Source organism: Serratia sp. (in: enterobacteria), from assembly GCF_052400455.1.
In the GTDB taxonomy this organism is placed as follows: domain Bacteria; phylum Pseudomonadota; class Gammaproteobacteria; order Enterobacterales; family Enterobacteriaceae; genus Serratia; species Serratia ureilytica.
The window spans coordinates 4083941-4107846 of the sequence record NZ_CP185812.1 but is presented as its reverse complement, the minus strand read 5'-3'; the positions used below and the strand labels follow the sequence as shown (position 1 = coordinate 4107846).

Here is a 23906-nt window from a genome sequence, read left to right as displayed (position 1 = left end):
GCCAGGCTGCGCCCTCAGGCTATCAAGGCGCCGGAATGGTAAACCGGGTGTGGATTTCTTCGAGCGCCTGTAGCACGTCCTCATCCAGAATCACGTCGAGGCTGTCGAGGTTGATTTTCAACTGCTCCACCGAGGTGGCGCCCAGCAGGGTGCTGGCGACGAACGGCTGCTGACGCACGAAGGCCAACGCCATCTGCGAAGGATCCAGCCCGTGTTTTTTAGCCAGCGCCACGTATTCGGCGATCGCCCGTTGGGTTTGCTGCCCTGAATAACGGTTGAAGCGGGTGAACAGCGTATTGCGCGCACCGGCCGGTTTAGCGCCGTTGAGGTATTTACCGCTCAGCGTGCCGAACGCCAGGCTGGAATAGGCCAGCAGTTCTACCCCTTCGTGCTGGCTGATTTCGGCCAGGCCAATCTCAAAGCTGCGGTTCAGCAGGCTGTACGGGTTTTGAATCGACACGATGCGCGGCAGCTCGTGTTTCTCCGCCAGTTGCAGATAGCGCATCACGCCCCAGGGCGTTTCGTTGGAGACCCCGATATAGCGAATTTTACCGGCGCGCACCTGCTCGGTCAGCGCCTCCAGGGTTTCCAGTAGCGTGACCGTGGCTTTGTCATCGGTATATTGATAGTTGAGTTTGCCAAAGCAGTTGGTGGCGCGCTGCGGCCAGTGCAATTGGTAAAGATCGAGATAATCGGTGTTCAGCCGCTTGAGGCTGGCGTCCAGAGCGGCGCGGATGTTTTTGCGATCGAGCGCCTGCTGCGGGCGGATGCTGCTGTCAGTGCCGCGCACCGGGCCTGAGACTTTGCTGGCCAGGACGATTTTTTCGCGATTGCCCCGCGCTTTGATCCAACTGCCGATATAGCTTTCGGTCAGGCCCTGAGTTTCCGGGCGGGGCGGCACCGGGTACAGTTCGGCGGTATCTATCAGGTTCACGCCTGCGGCCAATGCATAGTCCAGTTGCGCATGGGCGTCGGCTTCGCTGTTCTGTTCGCCAAAGGTCATGGTGCCCAGTCCCAGCACGCTCACTTCTAAAGAACTGTGTGGAATACGGTGGTATTGCATTAACGGCCTTCCTTTCTTGTTAGCGCTGACGGGCCGTGCGGCCCGGTGAAACAGGAGCCCAATTCAGAAGACGGCGCAAAGTCCGTCGGGCGGCGATGTCGCCTTTCCTGACTATAACCAAGCGGTGAAGATGGGGGAAGCGGATTCCGTGCGGACACGAATGAGGGCTACCGCGCTCGAGCGGGCGATAGCCGGCGTGCGGTGATTAGCGTTCGATAACCTGGGAAACCTGATCGCCGTTGATCTGGCGGTGATTGCCTTTCTCATCTTTATAACTGATGAGCCCGGTATCTGTGTCGATCTCCGGTTTGCCTTGCGTCAGGATCATGTTGCCGTCTTTGGTCGCCATGACGTAGTCGCTGGAACATCCCGCCAAACCGGCGGCCATAACCAGCGCAGACACTGCCATTACCCACTTTTTCATCCTGCGGATCCTCGATTATGCAGAAAACAATGTTCTTTCAAGATTAGCAAACTCTTGGCAGAGAGCGTCTCAGATAAGTCTTTATCTGATAAGAAAAACTGAAATGAGGGGGCAACGAAACGGCGGAAGCCGCCGATGGCGGCCTCCGCGTAGGGTTATTCCGGCGAACGGTTTTTCTTGCTGCGCATCAGATTGAGCGCTTCTACCGACATGGAGAAGAACATGGCGAAGTAGATGTAGCCTTTCGGCACGTGCACCTGGAAACTTTCCAGCATCAGCGTGAAGCCCACCAGGATCAGGAACGCCAGCGCCAGCATTTTCACCGACGGATGGCGATTGACGAATTCGCCGATCGGCCGTGCGGCGAACATCATCACGCCGACGGCAATCACCACCGCCGCCATCATGATGAACAGGTGATCGGAAAGGCCTACGGCGGTAATCACCGAATCCAGACTGAAGATGATATCCAACAGCATGATCTGTACGATCGCGCCGAAGAAGCTGTGCACCTTGGTGTGGTGCTCTTCTTCCGTGCCTTCGATGGTTTCGTGGATCTCTTTGCTGGCTTTCCAGATCAGGAACAATCCACCGAGCAGCAGGATCAGATCGCGGGCGGAAATGGCGTGATCCAGCACGGTGAACAGCGGGTGCGTCAAGCGGATCACCCAGGCGATGGAGGCCAGCAGCGCCAGGCGCATCAGCATGGCGGCGGCCAAGCCCATTCGGCGAGCTTTGTTCTGTTGCGCTTTGGGCAGCTTCGCCACCACCAGCGACAGAAAAATGATGTTATCAATACCCAGTACGATCTCAAGAATGGTTAGCGTACCTAACGCTAACCAGGCATTGGGATCCATAATCCATTCGAACATTGCCCGACACACCTTAATACTTAATAAATGCAAAGGGTGAATTATACGCGTTTATCGTGGCGCTGACAGGGCTAGCTAAACCAGAGTTAAACGAAATCGCTTAGATTGAGAAATGTCTTGCCAGCAGCGCGCCGGTAAAACCCTTTTTCAGATAGAAACCGCGCGGCAGCGTCATGATAGGTTGCCCCTGTTCGCCGATGGCTTCGGTGAGCGCCTTGTTGTTGGCCGCTTTGGGGCGCAGTTGCAGCACTTCGCCGTGGCGTGCGGTGATGCGTTCTACGTGACCGAGCACAATCAGATCCATCAGCTCTTCCCAATCGCGGCGCAGCATCTCTTCTTCTGCAGCGCTCGGGCTCCACAGCAGCGGCGAACCGACGCGGCGCTGCGCCAGCGGGATTTGCCGTTCGCCCTCTACCGGTATCCACAACACGCGCGCCAGCTTGTGGCGAACGTGGCTGCTGGCCCAGGTGACGCCGCTGTTGCCGGTGAGCGGGGCCACGCAGACGAAAGTGGTCTCCAGCGGTTTGCCGGCGGCGTCGACAGGAATGGTTTTCAGCTCAATGCCCAGCTCAGGAAAATCCTGTTCCGGTTTGCTGCCGGCCATGGCGCCGAGGTACAGCTCCAGCAGCATGCCCACCCAGCCTTTATCGCGTTTCAGATCCTTGGGGATCGGCAACTGCGCGCGGGCGGCCAGTTCGCCAAAACTGAAGCCGGCCAGCGCCTGAGCGCGCTCGAACAGCTGCCGTTCATTTTCCGGCGGGGGTGGCAGAGGGGATAAAAACGCCATAAATCAAGCCTGTCGAATTTGGTTGAAAAACGTACTGCAAAGATACACGGGAAACGGTAACCCCAGTCGCCTGGGGAAAAGAATAATAGTAGCATGATTTTACATGACTTTTTTCTTTTCTTGCGCGGGCGACAATGCACCCGCGAGGCTTGTTCACCTGAAGCCACCGACAATAAACAGGATCTTACACCTATTTATCCACAGATTTATGGGATAACCCAAATTTTTACCGATCACTGGTTCAATTTACAGCCTTGACTCGGGCGGTTTTTTACGAATTTGTCCGTTTTGTGCGTAACTTGCCCGGATAATCTGTGGATAAAAACGGCGTTGGTGGATCTTTCGCCAGGGTAAGATCCTTACCGTGCATAGATCACATTTTTGCCCTGTACATAACTGTGGAATATTGGTTAATTATATGTTTTTAGGAATAATATTGTTTCTTCGGTGTGAGGGGGGATTTTCGGGGACGAGAGTTTTACCGGCTTATCCCTCGAGTTCTACACACACCTATCCACAGAAAAAGTGAATAAAACCGGTCTGAAATGCCGATGCATGTTTATAACTTTGCCTATATCTGTGAGTTATCCCAATGTTATCCGGCCCGCAGCGCCGTAAAGCAGTGGTTTACCGCCTGTAGCTTGTGTGAAACAATCAGGACATCTATGCGAATTTAAGCTTATCGAGGTAGTCCGGTGATCGATGATGATGGCTACCGCCCGAATGTTGGTATCGTAATCTGTAATCGTCAGGGGCAGGTCTTATGGGCCCGCCGTTACGGTCAGCACTCCTGGCAGTTTCCCCAAGGTGGGATTAACCCTGGCGAAACTGCGGAGCAGGCGATGTACCGTGAGCTGTTCGAAGAAGTGGGGCTGAGTAAAAAGGATGTGCGCATCCTGGCTTCGACCCGCAACTGGTTGCGCTATAAATTGCCGAAACGTTTGGTGCGTTGGGACACAAAGCCGGTTTGTATCGGCCAAAAGCAAAAATGGTTTTTGTTGCAGCTACTGTGCAATGACGCTGATATCAACATGCAGCGCAGCAGCACGCCGGAGTTCGACGGTTGGCGCTGGGTGAGCTTCTGGTATCCGGTGCGCCAGGTGGTGTCATTTAAACGCGACGTCTACCGCCGGGTGATGAAAGAATTCGCCGTGACCGTGATGCCGATGCAAGAGCAGGCGGCGCCGCGGCAGGCCCCCGCTTATCGCCGAAAGAGAGGTTAAGTTAAGCCGACTATGCTCACGCGCTTGCGAGAAATTGTAGAGAAGGTGGCCGCGGCGGCCAGTCTGACGGATGCGCTGGATCTGCTGGTCAATGAAACCTGTCTGGCGATGGACACCGAAGTGTGCTCCATTTACCTGGCGGACAACGATCGCCGCTGTTACTACCTGATGGCCACGCGCGGGCTGAAAAAGCCGCGCGGGCGCACTATCGCATTGGCGTTTGACGAAGGTGTCGTCGGGTTGGTCGGCCGCCGGGCCGAACCCATCAACCTGGCCGATGCCCAAAGCCATCCCAGCTTCAAGTACGTTCCGCAGGTCAAAGAGGATCGTTTCCGATCCTTCCTCGGGGTACCGATCATTCACCGGCGCCAGCTGTTGGGGGTGTTGGTGGTGCAGCAGCGCGAGCTGCGCCAGTTCGACGAAAGCGAAGAGTCGTTCATGGTCACCCTGGCCACGCAGATGGCCGGGATCCTTTCACAGTCGCAGCTTAATGCCATTTTCGGCCAGTATCGCCAAACGCGCGTGCGCGCGCTGGCGGCCTCGCCCGGCGTAGCGGTGGCGGAAGGGTGGCAGGACAGCAGCCAGCCTTCGCTCGATCAGGTTTACCGCGCGTCGACGCTGGACACCGCCAGCGAGCGCGAGCGCCTGACGTTGGCGTTGGAAGAGGCCGGCGCGGAATTTCGCCGCTTCAGCAAGCGTTTTGCCGCCAGCTCGCAAAAAGAGAGCGCGGCGATCTTCGATCTTTATTCTCACCTGCTAAACGACGCCCGCCTCAAGCGCGAATTGTTCGCCGAAATTGACAACGGCTCGGTGGCGGAATGGGCGGTGAAGCAGGTGATAGAAGCCTTTGCCGAACAGTTCGCCAAACTGCAGGACACCTATATGCGCGAGCGCGGCAGCGACCTGCGTGCGCTGGGCCAGCGCCTGCTGTTCCACCTCGACGACACCACTCAGGGGGCCACCCAGTGGCCGGCGCGTTTTGTGCTGGTGGCGGATGAACTGACCGCGACATTGCTGGCCGAAGTGCCGCAGGATCGCCTGGTTGGCGTGGTCGTGCGCGACGGCGCCGCCAATTCGCATGCGGCGATTTTGGTGCGGGCGATGGGGGTGCCGACGGTGATGGGCGCCGACATCCAGCCTTCTCTGCTCAGCCAGCGGCTGCTGATCGTCGATGGGTATCGCGGCGAACTGCTGGTCGATCCTGAGCCGGTGCTGGTGCAGGAATACCAACGGCTGATCAGCGAAGAACAGGAACTGAGCAAGCTGGCGGAAGACGACGTCGAACAGCCGGCGCAGTTGAAAAGCGGCGAACGCGTTCAGGTGATGTTGAACGCCGGCCTCAGCCCGGAACATGAACAGCTGTTGGGCGGCCGGGTGGACGGCGTGGGGTTGTACCGCACTGAAATTCCGTTCATGTTGCAAAGCGGTTTCCCTTCTGAAGAAGAACAGGTCGCGCAGTATCAAGGCATGCTGCAGCTTTACCCCAACAAACCGGTCACGCTGCGCACGCTGGACATCGGCGCCGACAAGCAACTGCCCTACATGCCGATCAGCGAAGAAAATCCCTGCCTGGGCTGGCGCGGCATTCGCATCACTCTGGACCAGCCGGAGATTTTTTTGATACAGGTGCGCGCCATGCTGCGCGCCAATGCCGGCACCGGCAACCTGGGCATTTTGCTGCCGATGGTCACCAGCCTGGAAGAGGTCGATGAGGCCAAGCGCTTGATTGACCGCGCCGGGCGCGAGGTGGAAGAGGTGCTTGGCTACGCGATCCCGAAACCGAAAATCGGCGTGATGCTGGAAGTGCCGTCGATGATTTTCCTGATCCCGCATTTGGCCGGGCGCGTCGACTTCATCTCGGTAGGCACCAACGATTTGACCCAGTACCTGCTGGCGGTGGATCGCAACAACACGCGGGTAGCCTCGCTGTACGACAGCCTGCATCCCGCGATGCTGCAGGTGCTGAAGCTGATCGCCGAACAGGGGAAAGCGGCCGGGCTGCAGCTTAGCCTGTGCGGTGAACTGGCCGGCGATCCGATGGGCGCGCTGTTGCTGGTAGGCATGGGCTATCGCAATCTGAGCATGAACGGACGCAGCGTGGCGCGCATCAAATACCTGCTGCGGCATATCGATCTTGCCGACGCCGAAGTGTTGGCGCACCGAGTGTTGAACACCCAAATGACCACGGAAGTGCGCCATTTGGTGGCGGCGTTTATGGAGCGACGCGGCATGGGCGGGTTGATTCGCGGCGGCAGATAATCGCCGCGCGATGTGATTTTTTTACAGAACTTTTCCCGCGCTGCCGGCCCGGACCGCGCTAAGCCTATGTTATGATGCGCAACCTCAGCGCGACGCATGTTCGTCGTCTTGCAAACCGCAGCGGCCAACGCTGCCGTTTGAAAGGCGTGTGACAACCTGCGCCGACGTTTGGCACCTGCCGCCCCCGCATGGGGAAAAATAACAGACATGTTGTGGTGATAGATGAGCAATAGCTATCTGGCGTTTCCTAAATTTGATCCGGTCATTTTCTCCATTGGCCCGGTTTCTTTGCATTGGTACGGCCTGATGTATCTGGTCGGCTTCGTTTTTGCCATGTGGCTGGCGGTGCGCCGCGCCAACAAGCCGGGCAGCGGCTGGACCAAAGACGAAGTGGAAAACCTGCTCTACGCCGGTTTCCTGGGCGTATTCGTCGGCGGCCGCGTGGGCTATGTGCTGTTCTACAACCTGCCGTTGTTCCTGGATAATCCGCTCTATCTGTTTAAAGTCTGGGATGGCGGCATGTCGTTCCACGGCGGATTGATGGGGGTGATTCTGGTGATGTTCTGGTTCGCTCGCCGCACCAAACGCACCTTCTTCCAGGTTTCCGATTTTATCGCGCCATTGATCCCGTTCGGTTTGGGCGCCGGCCGCCTCGGCAACTTCATCAACGGTGAACTGTGGGGCCGCGTGACCACCGACACCCCTTGGGCGATGCTGTTCCCAAGCTCGCGCAGCGAAGACGTGGCGCTCGCCGCCGCCGATCCTTCTCTGCTGCCGCTGCTGAATCAGTATGGCGTGCTGCCGCGTCACCCGTCCCAGCTGTATGAACTGCTGCTTGAAGGCGTGGTGCTGTTTATCATTCTGAACCTGTTCATCCGCAAGCCGCGGCCGATGGGTGCCGTATCGGGCCTGTTCCTGATCGGTTATGGCGCATTCCGCATCATCGTTGAAGCGTTCCGCCAGCCGGATGCCCAGCTTGGCCTGTTCGACGGCGTGATCAGCATGGGGCAGATCCTGTCCATCCCGATGGTGGTGGCCGGTGTTATTATGATGATTTGGGCGTACCGTCGTCGCCCGCAGCAACAACTGTCGTGAGGGACAAATGAAACAGTATCTGGATTTGATGAACAAGGTGCTCGCCGAGGGCACTCCTAAAGCCGACCGTACCGGCACTGGCACGTTGTCGATTTTCGGCCACCAGATGCGTTTCAATTTGCAGGAAGGCTTCCCGTTGGTGACCACCAAGAAATGTCATCTGCGTTCGATCATTCATGAGCTGTTGTGGTTCCTGAACGGCGATACCAACATCGCCTATCTGCGTGACAACAAGGTCACCATTTGGGACGAGTGGGCCGATGAAAACGGCGATCTCGGCCCGGTGTACGGCAAGCAGTGGCGAGCCTGGGGGGCGGCGGACGGTCGTCAGATCGATCAGCTGAGCAACGTACTCCAGCAACTGAAACAAGATCCGGATTCGCGCCGCATCATCGTTTCCGCCTGGAACGTCGGTGAGCTGGACCAGATGGCGCTGGCGCCGTGCCACGCGTTCTTCCAGTTCTACGTGGCGGACGGCAAGCTCTCTTGCCAGCTGTACCAGCGTTCCTGCGACGTGTTCCTCGGCCTGCCGTTCAACATCGCCAGCTACGCGCTGTTGGTGCATATGATGGCGCAGCAGTGCGATTTGGACGTCGGCGACTTCGTCTGGACCGGTGGCGATACCCATCTGTACAGTAATCATATGGAACAGACGAAGCTGCAGCTGACGCGTGAACCCCGTCCGTTGCCGAAGCTGGTGATCAAACGCAAGCCGGCTTCGCTGTTCGATTACCGTTTCGAAGACTTCGAGATCGAAGGTTACGATCCGCACCCGGCCATCAAGGCGCCGGTCGCGATCTGACCTTAACCGCATCACACCAGGGGCGCAGCGATTGCGCCCCTTTTTTTATCCGCATTGCGCGCCGCGCCGCATTTTATTGTCGCCATTTGTCGCTATAGGGAAAACATTGCGCAGCTTGCCGCAAGGCTTGCGCATGCGGCTTTACCGCCTTGTTACGGCCCTTAAACTGGCCGCATGAAAAAAAATACGCTCTCGAACATCGATGACCGCCAGCGTGGCATGACACTGATTGAGCTGCTGGCGGCGCTCCTGATCGCCGGCATGCTCACCGGCTGGGGCGTCGGTCAATGGCGCCACCATCAGCAAACGTTGCGTCTGGAACATACTGCCCAGCAGCTGCTGGCGTTTTTACTGCGACTGCAGGCGGACGCCAACTGGCGCAACCGCACGACGCTGCTGTGGTTCAAGAACGGCACGCCCTGGTGCCTGGGCGGCGGTGTGCCGCCGCCGGATTGCGCTTCCGCCGAGGGTTCCGTTTTCTCACCGTCTTACCGCGACGTCGTTTTGAGCGGCTACACCGACAAAGAGATCGGGTTTTACGGCTTGCGCAATACCGCGCAGGCGGGGCACATCCTGCTCAGCAACGAGGCAGGCGGCCTGCGGCTGGTGCTGTCCGCCCGAGGGCGGCTGCGTTTGTGCAGCGAAGGGCTCCGGATAAGGGGGATCGCGCCATGCTGACTGTCGAACGCGGTTTTACCTTGCCGGAGATGATGTTGGCGCTGGTGTTCGGCAGCGTGATCGCGCTCGGCGCCGCGAAAACCTATCCGCTGTTGCGCCAGCAAAACGTGGCCGTCGGCCAGCATTTTCGGCTGGAGTCAACGCTGCGGCAACTGGCGTTCGGTATTGAGAAAGACCTGCGCCGCGCCGGTTTCTGTGCCGGGCAGTGCGCCGGCCGCCCGCTGCTGATCGGCCAGGCGGCGGGAGAAGCGGCGGGCAGCTGCGTTATCGTCGCTTACGACATCACCCGCAGCGGGCAATGGCTCACCTCGGGTGAGGATGCAGGTTATTTCGGTTATCGGCTGCGCAATGGCGGCTTGGAAGGGCAGCGCGGCGTAAGTCAATGCGACGGCGGCGGCTGGGAGCGGCTGCTCGATCATGACGAAGTGCGCATTGAGCGGTTTCATGTGGCGATAGAGCGCGGGGAGCATGGCGGTGCGCTGGGCCGTTTGACTCTGGCGGGGCGCTCTGTCGGCGATGCGCGTATCAGGCGCAGCCTGAGCGGGAGCATCGAAATGGCGGCGTTGCCATGAACCGGCGGAGCCAGCGAGGCGGCAGTACTTTGGCGGCGGTAATGTTGCTGCTGGCGTTGGGGTTGATGTTGCTCAATGCCCAGCACCGGCAATTGGATAACGCGCTGTTACTGGCCGCCGATCAGCAGCGCTACCTCCAGGCTTACAATCAGGCCGCTTCCGCGCTGAGTTGGGGCATGCTCCAGCGTTGGCCGCGCGCCGAGCTGAGTGCGGCGGCCTGGTTATGCAGGCAGCGCGCGGAACTGACGGCCTGCGCCCGGCTGTCTGCCAGAGCGGGCGTCGTGACGGTACGCGGCCTTGGGGAGATGCGCGGCGGTGAGCCGCTTTGGCTGTATCAATGGGGGGCGTTTGACGGTGCGGAATCGGTCGGCAGGGTGCAAGCGCAGCCGGGCGGCCGGCTGGATTTTTGCCCCGAGAAAAGGCCGGCCGACTGTGAGGGTTAACGCTTGCGTAGGGCGGTTATCCCGCAACGGCTTCAGCCTGCCGGAAGTGTTGGTGGCGGCATTGTTGTTCTCGGTGTCGCTGCTGGGCTTGTTACAGTATCATCAGGTGCTGTTGCAGTCGTTCCAGCGCCAGTGGCACTACCGGCAAGCCTGGGTGATGGCGCATCAGCAGTTGGAGGCGTTCGCCGTCACCGGTCGGCTCGATGCCGAACCGCTGCCGGAAGGCTGGCGACGCGAGACGGCGTTCGACGGCGCGGATGCGGATTGCCGCCGATTGACGGTCAGAGTACAAACTCCGCAACGGCAGTGGGCGACGCTGAGCCGCTGGTATTGCACCCGTTTTTGAGCCGGTACGTATCTTGTTTTAAAGGAGCCATCATGTTCACGGTTTATCATTCCAATCAGCTGGATTTATTGAAAACGCTGACCAGCGCGCTGATAGCCAGAGATCCGTTGGCCGATCCTTTTCAACAGGAAGTGGTGCTGGTTCAGAGCCCCGGTATGGCGCAATGGCTGCAAATGCAGCTGGCGGAGCAGTTCGGCATCGCCGCCAATGTCGCGTTTCCGCTGCCGGCGACCTTCATTTGGGACATGTTCACCCGCGTATTGCCGGATATCCCGAAAGAGAGCGCCTTCAGCAAGGACGCCATGACCTGGAAGCTGATGTGGCTGCTGCCGGAGATGCTGACCCAGCCGGCGTTCGCGCCACTGCAGCACTATCTCACCGATGACGGCGACAAGCGAAAAATCCACCAATTGGCCGGCCGGGTTGCCGACCTTTTCGACCAGTATTTGGTTTATCGTCCGCAGTGGCTGGAGAGCTGGCAGCGCGGCGAATGCATCGACGGTCTGCCCGAGGCTCAGCAGTGGCAGGCGCCGCTCTGGGCGCGGCTGGTGGAGTACACGCGCGAATTGGGGCAGCCGGAATGGCACCGCGCCAATCTGTATAGCCGCTTTATCCACGCGCTGGAGCAGGCAACAACGTGTCCGCCCGGTTTGCCGCCGCGGGTGTTTATCTGCGGCATCTCGGCGTTGCCGCCGGTCTATCTGGAGGCGCTGCAGGCGCTGGGGCGGCATATCGATATCCACCTGATGTTCACCAACCCTTGTCGTTATTACTGGGGCGACATTCAGGATTACGCTTTCCTGGCCCGCTTGCAGAGCCGCAAGCGCCGTCACTATCATCAGGCGCGCGAGCAAGGGCTGTTTCGCGAGCCGGCCGACGCGGCGCGTCTGTTTGACGCTGAAGGGCAGCAGCAGCTCAGTAACCCGCTGCTGGCCTCCTGGGGCAAGCTCGGGCGCGATCACCTCTATTTGCTGTCGCAGATGGAAGGGGCGCAAGAGGTCGACGCCTTTGTCGATATCCCGGCGGATACCATGCTGCACGCCGTTCAACGCGATATGCTGGAGCTGGAAGATCACGCGGTGATCGGCATCACGGCGGAAACGCTGGAAAGCAGTTTCAGCAAGCGCAGGCTCGATCCGCAAGATCGTTCCCTCAGCCTGCACGCCTGCCACAGCCCACAGCGGGAAGTGGAGGTGCTGCACGATCAACTGCTGACCATGCTGGCGCAGGATCCCGCGTTGACGCCGCGCGACATCATCGTGATGGTGGCGGATATCGACAGCTATACGCCTTATATTCAGGCCGTGTTCGGCAATGCTCCCGCCGAGCGCTACCTGCCGTTCGCCATTTCTGACCGTAAAGCGCGGCAGGCGCATCCGGCTTTGCAGGCGCTCATCTCACTGCTCGATTTGCCGCAAAGCCGCTTTACGTCGGAACAGGTGCTGGCGCTGCTGGAAGTGCCGGCCCTGGCCGCCCGTTTCGCCATTGGCGAAGAGGGGCTGCGCCTGTTGCGTCACTGGGTCGGTGAATCCGGCGTGCGCTGGGGGCTGGACGACGATAACGTGCGCGAACTGGATCTGCCCGCCACGGGCCAGCACACCTGGCGATTCGGCATTACGCGCATGCTGCTCGGTTACGCGATGGACAGCAACGCCGGCGATTGGCAGGGCATTTTGCCTTACGACGAGTCGAGCGGGTTGGTCGCCGAACTGGCGGGGCAGTTGGCGGATCTGCTGGCCCAATTGAGCCATTGGCGGCAAGTCTTGAGCGAAGCGCGCTCGCTCGAGGCATGGCTACCGCTGTGCCGACAGCTGTTGGATGCCTTCTTCGAAGCGGATAGCGATACCGAAGTGGTGCTGGCATTGATCGAGCAGCAGTGGCAGCAGGCCATCAATTTTGGCCTGGCGGCGCGCTATCCGGATGACGTGCCCTTGACGATTCTGCGCGACGATTTGGCGGCGCGCCTCGATCAGGAGCGCATCAGCCAGCGCTTCCTCGCCGGGCAAATCAACTTCTGTACGCTGATGCCGATGCGCTCGATTCCGTTCAAGGTGGTGTGCCTGTTGGGCATGAACGACGGCGTGTATCCGCGTACGTTGCCGCCGTTGGGTTTTGATCTGATGGCGCAGCAGGTCAAGCGCGGCGACCGCAGCCGGCGCGATGACGACCGCTATCTGTTCATGGAGGCGATTCTGTCCGCGCAACAACGGCTGTATATCAGCTTCATTGGCCGTTCCATTCAGGACAACAGCCCGCGCTATCCTTCGGTGCTGGTTACCGAGCTGCTGGAGTATCTGGAGCAAAGCTATTGCCTGCCGGGAGACGAGGCGCGCACCGCAGACGACAGCGCCCGGCGAGTGGGCGAGCATTTGCTGAAGTGGCATGCGCGCATGCCGTTCGCCGCCGAGAATTTCTTGCCGGGCTCGGAAGCGCAAAGCTATGCCGCCGAGTGGCTGCCCGCCGCCGACGGGCGCGGGGCGGCGCACCCGGCCTTCAACCAACCGCTGCCCGCCGAAGTGCTGCAGCAAATAGCGTTGGAGGAGCTGCTGCGGTTTTACCGCCATCCTATTCGCGCCTTCTTCCAACTGCGGTTGGGCGTCAGCTTTATCCTGGAAGAGACCGAGCTGCCGGACGAAGAGCCCTTCACGCTGGATAACCTCAGCCGCTACCAGTTCAACAGCCAACTGCTGAATACCCTGATCGACGGCGACGATCCCGAACGGTTGTTCCAACGGGTGCGCGCCGCCGGGGGGTTGCCCTATGGCGCCTTCGGCGAGATCTATTGGCAAAAGCAGCAGGAAGAGATGAGCGAACTGGCCGAGCAGGTGCGTGCGGAACGCGCAGAGAGCCATAGCCTGGAGCTGGATATCGATATCGCCGGCGTACGTCTCAGCGGCTGGCTGCATCAGGTGCAGGATGACGGCCTGTTGCGCTGGCGGCCCGCCACGTTGTCGGCGGTGGACGGCATATTGCTGTGGCTGGAGCACCTGGTGTACTGCTGCGCCGGCGGCACCGGCGAGAGCCGCATGTACGGTCGCAAGAACTCCGCTTGGCGCTTTGCCGCGCTTACGCCCGAAGACGCGCATGCGCAGCTGGCGGAACTGCTGGCGGGCTATCAGCGCGGTCTGTGTCAGCCGCTGTTGTTGCTGAACAAGAGCGGCTGGGCGTGGCTGAGTCAGTGCTATCAGCCGGAAACGCAGCAAATCGACTGGGAGGAAGAAGCGCAAACAAAGGCTCGCGCCAAATTGCTGCAGGCTTGGCAGGGCGATCAGCGTATTCCCGGAGAAGGGGAAGATCCCTATGTTCAGCGAGTGTTCCGCCAATTGGACAATGACTACCTGGCGCAAATACTGGCCGAAACAGAGCGTTATCTGCTGCCGGTGGCGCGTCATAACCTGGGGTAACAATCCCCCGGTGGTGCTGTGCGGCGGGAGGTGGTAAAAATAACGAAGGTTATATTCAACCATTGGGGTAATTCCCGGTCTTACATAACGTACAGGCATATACCCGCCGCGTTTTGGGGCGCCACATTGGCGAAGAACCCGGCGAGTACAGATTTGGTTATGTGGTTTTGATGTACGTCGCCAGCGTCAGGGAGTGGGCGTGGCGATGTCAGAATAGGGGTTTATTTTGGATATGCGCAGACAGTTGGCCCGCATCACCGGGCTGGTATTATTGGCTATGTGTTGGGCGCCGTTGAGCTGGGCCGCACAAGGATGGCAACCACTGGCGGAGAAGATCAACAAGAGCGAGCACGATCCGCGTCAGTACGAGGCGATCAAGTTGGCTAACGGCATGACGGTGCTGCTGGTGTCCGATGTCCAGGCGCCGAAATCGCTGGCGGCGCTGGCATTGCCGGTCGGGTCGCTCGAAGATCCGAACAGCCAACTGGGCTTGGCGCACTATCTGGAACATATGGTGCTGATGGGCTCCAAACGTTATCCCGAGCCGGAAAACCTGTCCGAATTCCTGAAAAAGCACGGCGGCAGCCACAACGCCAGCACGGCTTCTTATCGCACCGCCTTCTATCTGGAAGTGGAGAATGACGCGCTGGAGCCGGCGGTCGATCGCATGGCCGACGCTATTGCGGAGCCGCTGCTGGATCCGGGCAATGCCGATCGCGAGCGCAACGCGGTGAATGCAGAATTGACGATGGCGCGTTCGCGCGACGGCATGCGTATGGCGCAGGTCGGTGCGGAAACCCTCAACCCGGCGCACCCGAGCGCGCGCTTCTCCGGCGGTAATCTGGACACGCTGAAAGACAAGCCGGGCAGCAAGTTGCACGATGAGCTGACGGGGTTCTATAAGCGCTACTACTCCGCCAATCTGATGATGGGGGTGCTGTACGGCAATCAGCCGCTGCCGCAGCTGGCTGACATTGCCGCAAAAACCTTTGGCCGCGTGCCGAATCATGACGCCAGCGTGCCGCCGATCACCGTACCGGCCGTCACGCCGGAGCAGCAGGGCATCATCATTCACTATGTGCCGGCGCAGCCGCGCAAGCAGCTGAAGGTTGAGTTCCGTATCGATAACAACAGCGCCGCGTTTCGCAGCAAAACCGATACCTACATCGGTTACCTGATCGGCAACCGCAGTAAAAATACCCTGTCCGACTGGTTGCAGAAGCAGGGATTGGCGGACGCCATCAATGCCGGCGCCGATCCGATGGTGGATCGCAACGGCGGCGTCTTCGCCATCAGCGTCTCGCTGACTGACAAAGGCTTGGCCCAGCGCGACCAAGTCGTCGCCGCCATTTTCAACTACCTGAAAATGCTGCGCAGCGAAGGTATCAAGCAGAGTTACTTCGACGAAATATCGCATGTTCTGAACCTGGACTTCCGCTATCCGTCGATCACGCGCGACATGGACTACATCGAATGGCTGGTGGACACTATGCTGCGCGTGCCGGTTGAGCATGCGCTGGACGCGCCATACCTGGCCGATCGCTATGATCCTAAGGCGATCGCTGAACGTCTGGACGCCATGACGCCGCAAAATGCGCGCATCTGGTTCGTCAGCCCCGATGAGCCGCACAACAAGACGGCCTATTTCGTCAATGCGCCTTACCAGGTCGGCAAAATCACGCCACAGCGCTTTACGCAGTGGCAGCAGTTGGGCAGCGGCATTTCCCTGTCATTGCCGGCGCTCAACCCGTACATTCCGGATGATTTCACCCTGACCAAACCGTCGCATGAATTCAAAAAGCCGGAAATGGTGGTGGATAAGCCCGGCCTGCGCGTGCTGTATATGCCGAGCCGTTACTTCGCCGATGAGCCGAAGGCCGATGTCACCGTCGCTTTCCGCAACGCCAAGACCATGGATTCCGCGCGCAACCAGGTGCTGTTCTCGCTGACGGATTATCTGGCCGGCCTGGCGCTGGATCAGCTGAGCTATCAGGCGTCGGTCGGCGGGTTGAGTTTCTCGACGTCGCCGAACAATGGCCTGATGTTTAACGCCAACGGCTTTACCCAGCGCTTGCCGCAGTTGCTGACGGCGCTGATCGAGGGCTATTCCAGCTTCACGCCGACGGAAGATCAGCTGGCGCAGGCCAAGTCCTGGTACCTGGAGCAGTTGGACGCCGCCGAGAAGGGCAAGGCGTTTGAACTGGCCATTCAGCCGGTGCAGATGGTTTCCCGCGTGCCGTATTCCGAACGCAGCGAGCGCCGCGAAGTGCTGAAAACGCTGACGCTGAAAGACGTGCTGGCGTATCGCGACAGCCTGCTGGCCGAGGCCACGCCGGAGCTGCTAGTGGTGGGCAACATGAGCAAGCAACAGGTCGATACGCTGGCGTCGACGCTGAAGCACCGTCTGGGCTGTACCGGTATTGAGTGGTGGCACGGCGAAGACGTGGTGGTGGACAAGAATCAGCTGGCCAACCTGCAACAGGTAGGCAGCAGCACCGACTCGGCGCTGGCGGCGGTCTATGTACCGACCGGTTACGACGAAGTGACCGGCATGGCCTACAGCTCGCTGTTGGGGCAGATTATTCAGCCGTGGTTCTACAGCCAGCTGCGCACTCAGGAACAATTGGGGTATGCGGTCTTTGCCTTCCCGATGTCGGTGGGCCGCCAGTGGGGCGTAGGCTTCCTGTTGCAGAGCAACAGCAAACAGCCGGCCTACCTGTACCAGCGCTATCAGGATTTCTATCCGAAAACCGAGAAACGCCTGCGTGAAATGAGTGAGGCCGATTTTGAGCAGTACAAACAGGCGCTGATCAACGAACTCAAACAGCGGCCGCAAACCCTCAGCGAGGAGGCCAGCCGGTTCGCCAATGATTTCGATCGCGGCAACTTCGCCTTTGATACCCGCCAGAAGCTGATCGCGCAGGTGCAACAGCTGACGCCGACCAAACTGGCGGATTATTTCCACCAGGCAGTGATCCAGCCGCAGGGGCTGGCGGTGTTGTCGCAGGTCAGCGGCAGCGGGCAGGACAAAGCGGATTACGCGGCGCCTAAGGATTGGGTCACCTATCCGAACGCGTCGGCATTGCAGCAGATCCTGCCGCGTAAAGTGGCGACGCCATGACGGAAGTCGCCCCGCAGAGGCTAGAACCGCTGACGCTGCCGCTGTTTGGCGAACGCCTGATCGAGGCGTCGGCGGGCACCGGCAAAACTTTTACCATCGGCGCGCTGTATCTGCGCTTGCTGCTGGGATTGGGGGGGGAAGCGGCGTTTCCCCGCCCGTTGACGGTCGAAGAAATCCTGGTGGTGACCTTTACCGAGGCCGCCACCGAGGAGCTGCGCGGGCGTATCCGTGACAATATCCACGGGCTGCGCATCGCCTGCGTGCGCGGCATCAGCGCTAACCCGCTGTTTTCGGCGCTGATGGAAGAAATTGACGATTTGTCTGACGCCGCTGCGCAGCTGCTGGCGGCGGAGCGGCAGATGGACGAAGCGGCGATTTACACTATCCACGGCTTTTGCCAACGGATGTTGACGCACAACGCCTTCGAGTCCGGCATGCTGTTTGAACAAACGCTGGTACAGGACGAACTGCCGCTGCGGCGGCAGGCCTGCGCCGATTTCTGGCGCCGTCATTGCTATCCGTTGCCGCTGGGCGTGGCGCGTGCGATCAGCCAGGAGTGGAGCGGCCCGGAAGCGTTGCTGGCCGACCTTTCCGGTTATCTGCACGGTGAAGCGCCGGCGCTGCGGCGGCCGCCGAAGGACGAAGAAACCGTTCTGATGCGCCACGAGCAGATTGTCGCGCGCATCGACGCCATCAAGGCGCAATGGCGGGCGGCGGCGGGCGATCTTGAGGCGTTAATCGCCCAGTCCGGCGTCGATAAGCGCAGCTACAGCAGCAAACACCTGCCGAACTGGTTGAACAAGGTCGGCCAATGGAGCGGGCAGGAGACCCAGGATTACCAACTGCCGAAGGAGCTGGACAAGTTTCGCCAGTCGGTGCTGCTGGAGAAGACCAAGAAGGGCGAGCCGCCGCGTCATGCGCTGTTCACGGCGATAGACGAACTGTTCGATGAACCCTTGACGTTGCGCGACCTGATCATGGCGCGCGCGCTCAGCGAGATCCGCACCTCCATTCAGCAGGAAAAGCGCCAGCGCGCCGAGCTGGGGTTTGACGACCTGCTCAGCCGTTTGGACAGCGCCCTGCAAAGCGGCGGCGGCGAACAGTTGGCGCAGGCGATCCGCCAGCGCTATCCGGTGGCGATGATCGATGAATTCCAGGATACCGATCCGCAGCAATACCGTATTTTCCAAAAACTTTACGTCGGCCGGCCTGATTGCGGCCTGCTGCTGATCGGCGATCCCAAGCAGGCGATTTACGCCTTTCGCGGCGCCGACATCTTCACCTACATGCGCGCGCGTTCAGAGGTGAGCGCCCACTATACGCTGGAGACCAACTGGCGCTCGTCGCCGTCGATGGTCGCCAGCGTCAATCACCTGTTTTCTCAGGTAGAAAAACCTTTCCTGTTCGGCCAAATTCCCTTTATTGAGGTTAACGCGGCGGAAAAGAACCAAGGGCTGGCGTTTGAATTGCATGGCAAGCCGCAGCCGGCGATGCAGTTCTGGCTGCAGCAGGGGGAAGGCGCGGGTGTAAGTGATTACCAACAGCTAATGGCGCGCCTGTGCGCCACGCAAATTCGCGACTGGCTCAGCGCCGGGCAGCAGGGCCTGGCGCGGCTGCAGAGCGGCAAGGCGTCACGGCCGGTGCAAGCCTCTGATATCACGGTGCTGGTGCGCAGCCGCAACGAGGCGGCGTTGGTGCGCGATGCGCTCAGCGCGCTGTCTATTCCGTCGGTCTACCTGTCCAACCGCGACAGCGTGTTTGACACCCCGGAGGCCAAAGACCTGCTGTGGTTGCTGCAGGCGGTGTTGGCGCCGGAGCAGGAGCGCACGCTGCGCAGCGCCATGGCCACCGGGCTGATGGGGCTGGACGCGCCGACGCTGGACGGCCTGAGCCGCGATGAGCGCGCCTGGGACGCGCTGGTTAATGAATTCGACAATTACCGCACGCTCTGGCTGCGCCGCGGCGTGTTGCCGATGCTGAGCGAGGTGATGAAAGCGCGCCAATTGGCGGAGAACCTGCTGGCCAGCGCCGGCGGCGAGCGTCGCTTGACCGACGTGCTGCATCTGGGGGAGCTGTTGCAAGAAGCGGCGGCGCAGCTCGACAGCGAGCATGCGCTGGTGCGCTGGCTGGCGCAGCAGATCGCTCAGCCTAATCGCCAGTCCGACAATCAGCAACTGCGGCTGGAGAGCGACCGGCATCTGGTGCAGGTGATCACGATCCACAAGTCCAAGGGGCTGGAGTTCGATCTGGTGTGGCTGCCGTTCGTCGGCAACTTCCGCCAGCAGCAGCAGGCGCTGTATCACGATCGCCACAGTTTCCAGGCGCTGCTGGACCTCGACGCCAATGAAGAGAGCCAGGCCTGGGCGGAGGAGGAGCGGTTGGCGGAGGATCTGCGTCTGCTGTATGTGGCGCTGACCCGCTCGGTGTACCACTGCAGTATCGGCATTGCGCCGCTGTTCCAGGGCACGCGCAAGAAACAGGGTGATACCGACCTGCACCGCAGCGCATTGGGCTATCTGGTGCAGGGCGGGCAGCCCGGCGACGCCGTGTATCTGCAGGAGCGGCTGCAGCAATTGGTGGGCGGCGGTATCGCGCTGTCGCTGGTTGAACCGCCGGATGCAGAACCCTGGCAACCCCAGGCGTCGCTGGCCGAAGCGTTGGCGGCGAAAAGCTTTACCCGGCGGATCCAGGATTTTTGGCGGGTGACCAGCTATACCGGTTTGCAACAGCACGGCGCGAGCCTGATGCAGGATCTGCTGCCGCGTCTGGATGTCGACGCGGCCGGTGAGCGCGGGGAAGAAAGTGAGCCAGCGCTTACACCGCATACCTTCCCGCGCGGCGCAACGCCCGGCACCTTCCTGCACAGCCTGTTTGAAACGCTGGACTTCACCCAGCCGCTCGACGAACAGTGGCTGCTGGAACAGCTGCAGCAGCAAGGGTTTGCCGAACACTGGCAACCGATACTGCTGGCGTGGATGCAGGTGCTGCTCAATACGCCGCTCGATGACAGCGGCGTGACGTTGGCGGCGCTGACGCCGCAGCATAAGCAGGCAGAGCTGCAGTTCTATTTACCGATTAACCGGCTGTTGCAGGCGAAGGAGCTCGATGCTCTGGTGAAGCGTTACGATCCGCTTTCCGCCCGCTGCCCGGCGCTGGATTTCCATCAGGTGCAGGGCATGCTGAAAGGCTTTATCGACCTGGTGTTCTGCTGGCAAGGCAAATACTACCTGCTGGACTACAAGTCCAACTGGCTGGGGGAGGACAGCAGCGCCTATACCCGGCCGGCGATGGAGCAGGCGATGGCGGAGCATCGTTATGATCTGCAATACCAGCTGTATACGCTGGCGTTGCATCGTTATTTGCGCCATCGGTTGCCGGATTATGATTACCGGCGCCATTTCGGCGGGGTGATTTATCTGTTCCTGCGCGGCGTGGATGCGGCGCACCCGGGCAACGGCATTTTCACCTGTCTCCCCGCGTTTGAACTGGTGGCGGGAATGGATAGCTTGTTCAGCGGCGAAGCTGCGGCGACGGAGGAAAAATCATGATCGCACTGCTGGAGCAGGCGGTGGCGCTTGGCGCGCTGCGCCCGCTGGACGTGCAGTTCGCCCGCGTGGTGGCGAGCGAAGACGAGCCTGATATTTTACTGGCCGCCGCCTGTCTGAGCGCAGAGGCGGGGGCGGGGCATGTTTGCCTGATGCTGGAGCAACTGCAGGCGGACACGCTGTTTGAAGGGCGCCAACCGGCGCTGGCGCTGGCGCTGTGGGAGGCGGCCGGGCGACCGGATAGCGCACGTTGGCAGCAGCGCCTGGCGAGCAGCGCGGCGGTTGGGGACGGCAGCGGCGCTACGCCGCTGGTGCTGCGTGGGCAGCGCTTATATCTGCAACGCATGTGGCAAAACGAAGGTGAAGTGGCGGCGTTTATCGGCGGTGAAGGTGAATCGCTGACGGTGCCGGAGGAGGCGTTGCGCGCCATTCTCGACCGCTTGTTCGGCGCGGCGAGCGATGAACCCGACTGGCAGAAGATCGCCGCCGCGGTAGCTGCCACGCGGCGCATCGCGGTGATTTCCGGTGGACCGGGCACCGGTAAAACCACCACCGTCGCTAAACTGCTGGCGGCGCTGGTGCAGCTGGATGAAAGCGCGCGCTTGCGGATTCAACTGGCGGCGCCAACCGGCAAGGCGGCGGCGCGCCTGACGGAGTCGCTTGGCAGCGCCAGCCGTCAGCTGGCGTTGACCCCGGCGCAGCAGGCGTTGTTCCCGACGGAGGCGGCGACGTTGCACCGTTTGTTGGGGGCGCAACCCAACAGTCAGCGCATGCGCTATCACCGCGGCAACCGGCTGCATTTGGATGTGTTAGTGGTGGATGAGGCCTCGATGGTCGATCTGCCGATGATGGCGCGCCTGATTGCGGCGTTGCCCGATCGGGCCCGGGTGATTTTCCTCGGCGACCGCGATCAGCTGGCTTCGGTAGAGGCCGGCGCGGTGCTGGGGGATATTTGCCGTTTTGCCGAGCAGGGATACAGCGAGGCGCGCGCCGCAGAGCTGAGCCGCCTGACCGGTTGTTCGATCGCTGGGCAGCGGGCCGACGCGCAAGCGGCGGTGCGCGACAGCCTGTGCCTGTTGCGTAAGAGCTATCGCTTCGACGCCCGTTCCGGCATCGGTCAACTGGCGTTGGCGGTCAACGCCGGTGCGGGGGATCGCGCGCTGGCGGCATTAAACGGCCGTTTCGGCGATGTCGCGGGCTATGCGCTGGCGACGAGCGAAGAGTATCAGGCGCTGCTGGACGCGTGCGTGGCGGGCTATCGCGACTATCTGCGGCTGACTGCCGAAGGCGCGGATGCGGCGGCGGTGCTGGCCGCCTTTAGCCGCTTCCAGGTGCTGTGCGCGCTGCGTGAAGGGCCGTTCGGCGTCGCCGGCCTGAATGAACGTATTGAACTCGGGCTGCAGCGCGCCGGTCTGATCGACCGCAAACCTGGCGTGCTCGGCCGCTGGTATCGGGGGCGGCCGGTGATGATCGGCCGCAACGACAGCGCGCTGGGGTTATTCAATGGGGATATCGGCATTACTCTGCCGGATGAGCGCGGCGAGCTGCGCGTGCATTTCCAACTGCCGGACGGCAGCATCAAGTCGGTGCAGCCGAGCCGTTTGCCGGCGCATGAAACCGCTTACGCCATGACGGTGCACAAGTCCCAGGGATCGGAGTTTGAGCATACGGTTCTGGTGTTGCCGAACCATTTCCTGCCGGTGCTGACGCGTGAACTGGTCTATACCGCGATCACCCGTGCGCGTCAGCAGCTCTCGCTGTACGCCACGGACGCGGTGCTGCTACGGGCCATTCGCACGCCGACCCAGCGTCGCAGCGGATTGGCTGAACGGCTGCAGACGACGGAATAAGCGATGAAGGGGCGCGGTAGCGGCCGCGCCCACAGGGATTACAGATCCGCCAGCAGAATTTTGGAGCGGCGTTGGTAGTTGTACAACGCCTGTTTCTGCATCGGTAGTACGTCGACCTCCGCCGGGGTGAAACCACGCTCCTGAAACCAGTGGATGCTGCGGGTGGTCAGCACGAACAGCTTCTTCAATCCCATCTGCCGCGCCTGATTTTCCACCCGCTGCAGCAACATCTCGCCGCGCGAAGAGCTGCGGTAATCGGGATGTACCGCCACGCAGGCCATCTCGCCGATTTTTTCCTCCGGGAACGGGTAAAGCGCCGCGCAGGCGATGGTCAGGTTATCGCGTTCGATAATGGTGAACTTGTCGATCTCCATCTCCAACTGTTCACGCGAACGGCGCACCAGAATACCCTGCTGTTCGAGCGGCCGGATGAGCTCCAGAATACCGCCGATGTCGTTGATCGTCGCCCGGCGCACCTGTTCGGCGCTCTCCATCACGATTTGGGTGCCGATGCCGTCGCGTGAGAACAGTTCTTGCACCAGCGCGCCGTCCTCCTGATAGCTGATCAGGTGGCTGCGGCGCACGCCGCTGCGGCAGCCTTTCACCGCGCCGCGCAGGAAGCGCACGGTGCCGGAATGGTAATCACCGCCTTCCTCCAGCTCTTCAAGACGCTTTTGCGCGTCGTTGGGAAACAGCTCGGAAAGGATGTTGCCTTCCGCGTCGGTCACGCCCTGCGAGGAGCAGAAACCGATCATTTTTTCCGCTTTCAGTTTGATCGCCAGCTGAGTCGCGACTTCCTCCGAAGTCAGGTTGAAGCTCTCGCCGGTTACCGAGACGGCGACCGGGCCGATCAGCACGATGGCGTTGCTGTCGAGCTGACGATGGATCGCTTCTTCATCGATGCGGCGAATGCGGCCGCTGTGGCAGTAGTCGATGCCGTCATCGACGCCCAGTGGCTGCGCGATGATGAAGTTGCCGCTGACCACGTTAATGTGCGCGCCCTGCAGCGGCGTGTTGTTGAGGCTCATCGACAGCCGGGCGGTGATGTCCAACTGCAATAAACCGGCCGCCTGCTTGACTAACTCAAGCGTATGGGCGTCGGTCACGCGCGTATGCTTGTGGTAGATCGGTTCATAGTTGTGCTGCGCCAGATTGGCGTCGATCTGCGGCCGTGCGCCGTAAACCACCACCAGGCGAATGCCCAGGCTATGCAGCAGCCCGATATCATTGACGATGTTGGAAAAATTCTCGTGTTCGATGGCTTCCCCACCGAGCATGATGACAAACGTCTTGCCGCGGTGGGCGTTGATATAGGGGACGGAGTGACGGAATCCTTGCACCAGCTCTGTACTACGTTCCTTCACGGGCAAACCTCTTTGCATATTTATACGATATTTTTGTATTTTTATTCTTTTATTGCGC

17 protein-coding genes are annotated in these 23906 nt (G+C 60.6%); 12 read left to right on the top strand and 5 right to left on the bottom strand.

The window, feature by feature from the left end:
- Nucleotides 1-22: 22 nt before the first annotated feature.
- The 4 genes from ACORQT_RS19860 to mutH form a co-directional block, all read right to left on the bottom strand.
- Entirely contained in the window at nucleotides 23-1063 is a 1041-nt protein-coding gene (locus ACORQT_RS19860) for an NADP(H)-dependent aldo-keto reductase (RefSeq protein ID WP_033644844.1), read from the bottom strand.
- Nucleotides 1064-1268: 205 nt separating this feature from the next.
- Nucleotides 1269-1487, bottom strand: a complete 219-nt coding sequence (locus tag ACORQT_RS19855; protein WP_016929923.1) for a YgdI/YgdR family lipoprotein — start codon at nucleotides 1485-1487, stop codon at nucleotides 1269-1271.
- A gap of 155 nt (nucleotides 1488-1642) precedes the next feature.
- A complete protein-coding gene (locus tag ACORQT_RS19850; protein ID WP_033644847.1) occupies nucleotides 1643-2359 on the bottom strand; it encodes a TerC family protein in 717 nt (238 codons plus the stop codon).
- Nucleotides 2360-2459: 100 nt separating this feature from the next.
- Nucleotides 2460-3146, bottom strand: a complete 687-nt coding sequence (mutH, locus tag ACORQT_RS19845) for a DNA mismatch repair endonuclease MutH (protein ID WP_033644848.1) — start codon at nucleotides 3144-3146, stop codon at nucleotides 2460-2462.
- A gap of 695 nt (nucleotides 3147-3841) precedes the next feature.
- On the opposite strand from mutH, the gene rppH reads away from it, so the two are divergent.
- From rppH to recD, 12 genes are all read left to right on the top strand, one after another.
- Nucleotides 3842-4369 (top strand): RNA pyrophosphohydrolase, encoded by a 528-nt coding sequence (gene rppH / locus ACORQT_RS19840; protein ID WP_004931849.1) that lies wholly within the window; start codon nucleotides 3842-3844, stop codon nucleotides 4367-4369.
- 12 nt (nucleotides 4370-4381) lie between these two features.
- The gene (ptsP, locus tag ACORQT_RS19835; RefSeq protein ID WP_033644849.1) at nucleotides 4382-6628 is read left to right on the top strand and encodes a phosphoenolpyruvate--protein phosphotransferase; all 2247 of its coding nucleotides are present in this window, start codon (nucleotides 4382-4384) and stop codon (nucleotides 6626-6628) included.
- A 222-nt stretch (nucleotides 6629-6850) separates the two neighbouring features.
- Nucleotides 6851-7723, top strand: coding sequence for a prolipoprotein diacylglyceryl transferase (gene lgt, locus ACORQT_RS19830; protein WP_015378920.1), 873 nt, complete (start codon nucleotides 6851-6853; stop codon nucleotides 7721-7723).
- A gap of 7 nt (nucleotides 7724-7730) precedes the next feature.
- Complete coding sequence (gene thyA / locus ACORQT_RS19825; RefSeq protein WP_015378919.1) at nucleotides 7731-8525, top strand: thymidylate synthase; 795 nt, start codon at nucleotides 7731-7733, stop codon at nucleotides 8523-8525.
- Nucleotides 8526-8699: 174 nt separating this feature from the next.
- Nucleotides 8700-9203 carry a prepilin peptidase-dependent protein gene (locus tag ACORQT_RS19820; RefSeq protein ID WP_042785274.1) on the top strand — a complete coding sequence of 168 codons (504 nt, stop codon included), beginning with the start codon at nucleotides 8700-8702 and terminating at the stop codon, nucleotides 9201-9203.
- A complete protein-coding gene (locus ACORQT_RS19815) occupies nucleotides 9197-9775 on the top strand; it encodes a prepilin peptidase-dependent protein (protein WP_033644851.1) in 579 nt (192 codons plus the stop codon). Before ACORQT_RS19820 ends, ACORQT_RS19815 begins: the two co-directional genes overlap by 7 nt.
- Complete coding sequence (locus ACORQT_RS19810) at nucleotides 9772-10218, top strand: YgdB family protein (protein ID WP_015378916.1); 447 nt, start codon at nucleotides 9772-9774, stop codon at nucleotides 10216-10218. The genes ACORQT_RS19815 and ACORQT_RS19810 overlap by 4 nt, the downstream gene beginning before the upstream one ends.
- A complete protein-coding gene (locus ACORQT_RS19805) occupies nucleotides 10208-10564 on the top strand; it encodes a prepilin-type N-terminal cleavage/methylation domain-containing protein (RefSeq protein WP_033644852.1) in 357 nt (118 codons plus the stop codon). Before ACORQT_RS19810 ends, ACORQT_RS19805 begins: the two co-directional genes overlap by 11 nt.
- A gap of 32 nt (nucleotides 10565-10596) precedes the next feature.
- On the top strand, nucleotides 10597-13968 hold the full coding sequence (gene recC, locus ACORQT_RS19800; protein WP_164057852.1) for an exodeoxyribonuclease V subunit gamma: 3372 nt from the start codon (nucleotides 10597-10599) through the stop codon (nucleotides 13966-13968).
- A gap of 232 nt (nucleotides 13969-14200) precedes the next feature.
- On the top strand, nucleotides 14201-17089 hold the full coding sequence (gene ptrA / locus ACORQT_RS19795) for a pitrilysin (RefSeq protein ID WP_089192634.1): 2889 nt from the start codon (nucleotides 14201-14203) through the stop codon (nucleotides 17087-17089).
- Nucleotides 17086-20637: an exodeoxyribonuclease V subunit beta gene (recB, locus tag ACORQT_RS19790; RefSeq protein WP_164057853.1), complete on the top strand. Its 3552-nt coding sequence runs from the start codon at nucleotides 17086-17088 to the stop codon at nucleotides 20635-20637. Before ptrA ends, recB begins: the two co-directional genes overlap by 4 nt.
- Nucleotides 20634-22484: an exodeoxyribonuclease V subunit alpha gene (gene recD / locus ACORQT_RS19785; RefSeq protein WP_047573888.1), complete on the top strand. Its 1851-nt coding sequence runs from the start codon at nucleotides 20634-20636 to the stop codon at nucleotides 22482-22484. Before recB ends, recD begins: the two co-directional genes overlap by 4 nt.
- A gap of 38 nt (nucleotides 22485-22522) precedes the next feature.
- Here recD and argA read toward each other — a convergent pair whose 3' ends face one another.
- A complete protein-coding gene (gene argA / locus ACORQT_RS19780; protein ID WP_015378910.1) occupies nucleotides 22523-23848 on the bottom strand; it encodes an amino-acid N-acetyltransferase in 1326 nt (441 codons plus the stop codon).
- Nucleotides 23849-23906: the final 58 nt, after the last annotated feature.

Bases quoted from the DNA above. Each gene is read 5' to 3' on its own strand.
- ACORQT_RS19815 (WP_033644851.1), top strand. From the start codon at position 9,197: ATGCTGACTGTCGAACGCGGTTTTACCTTGCCGGAGATGATGTTGGCG.
- recB (WP_164057853.1), top strand. From the start codon at position 17,086: ATGACGGAAGTCGCCCCGCAGAGGCTAGAACCGCTGACGCTGCCGCTG.
- ptsP (WP_033644849.1), top strand. From the start codon at position 4,382: ATGCTCACGCGCTTGCGAGAAATTGTAGAGAAGGTGGCCGCGGCGGCC.
- thyA (WP_015378919.1), top strand. From the start codon at position 7,731: ATGAAACAGTATCTGGATTTGATGAACAAGGTGCTCGCCGAGGGCACT.
- ACORQT_RS19860 (WP_033644844.1), bottom strand. From the start codon at position 1,063: ATGCAATACCACCGTATTCCACACAGTTCTTTAGAAGTGAGCGTGCTG.
- ACORQT_RS19850 (WP_033644847.1), bottom strand. From the start codon at position 2,359: ATGTTCGAATGGATTATGGATCCCAATGCCTGGTTAGCGTTAGGTACG.
- ACORQT_RS19855 (WP_016929923.1), bottom strand. From the start codon at position 1,487: ATGAAAAAGTGGGTAATGGCAGTGTCTGCGCTGGTTATGGCCGCCGGT.
- ACORQT_RS19820 (WP_042785274.1), top strand. From the start codon at position 8,700: ATGAAAAAAAATACGCTCTCGAACATCGATGACCGCCAGCGTGGCATG.
- recC (WP_164057852.1), top strand. From the start codon at position 10,597: ATGTTCACGGTTTATCATTCCAATCAGCTGGATTTATTGAAAACGCTG.
- lgt (WP_015378920.1), top strand. From the start codon at position 6,851: ATGAGCAATAGCTATCTGGCGTTTCCTAAATTTGATCCGGTCATTTTC.
- ACORQT_RS19810 (WP_015378916.1), top strand. From the start codon at position 9,772: ATGAACCGGCGGAGCCAGCGAGGCGGCAGTACTTTGGCGGCGGTAATG.
- ptrA (WP_089192634.1), top strand. From the start codon at position 14,201: ATGCGCAGACAGTTGGCCCGCATCACCGGGCTGGTATTATTGGCTATG.
- recD (WP_047573888.1), top strand. From the start codon at position 20,634: ATGATCGCACTGCTGGAGCAGGCGGTGGCGCTTGGCGCGCTGCGCCCG.
- mutH (WP_033644848.1), bottom strand. From the start codon at position 3,146: ATGGCGTTTTTATCCCCTCTGCCACCCCCGCCGGAAAATGAACGGCAG.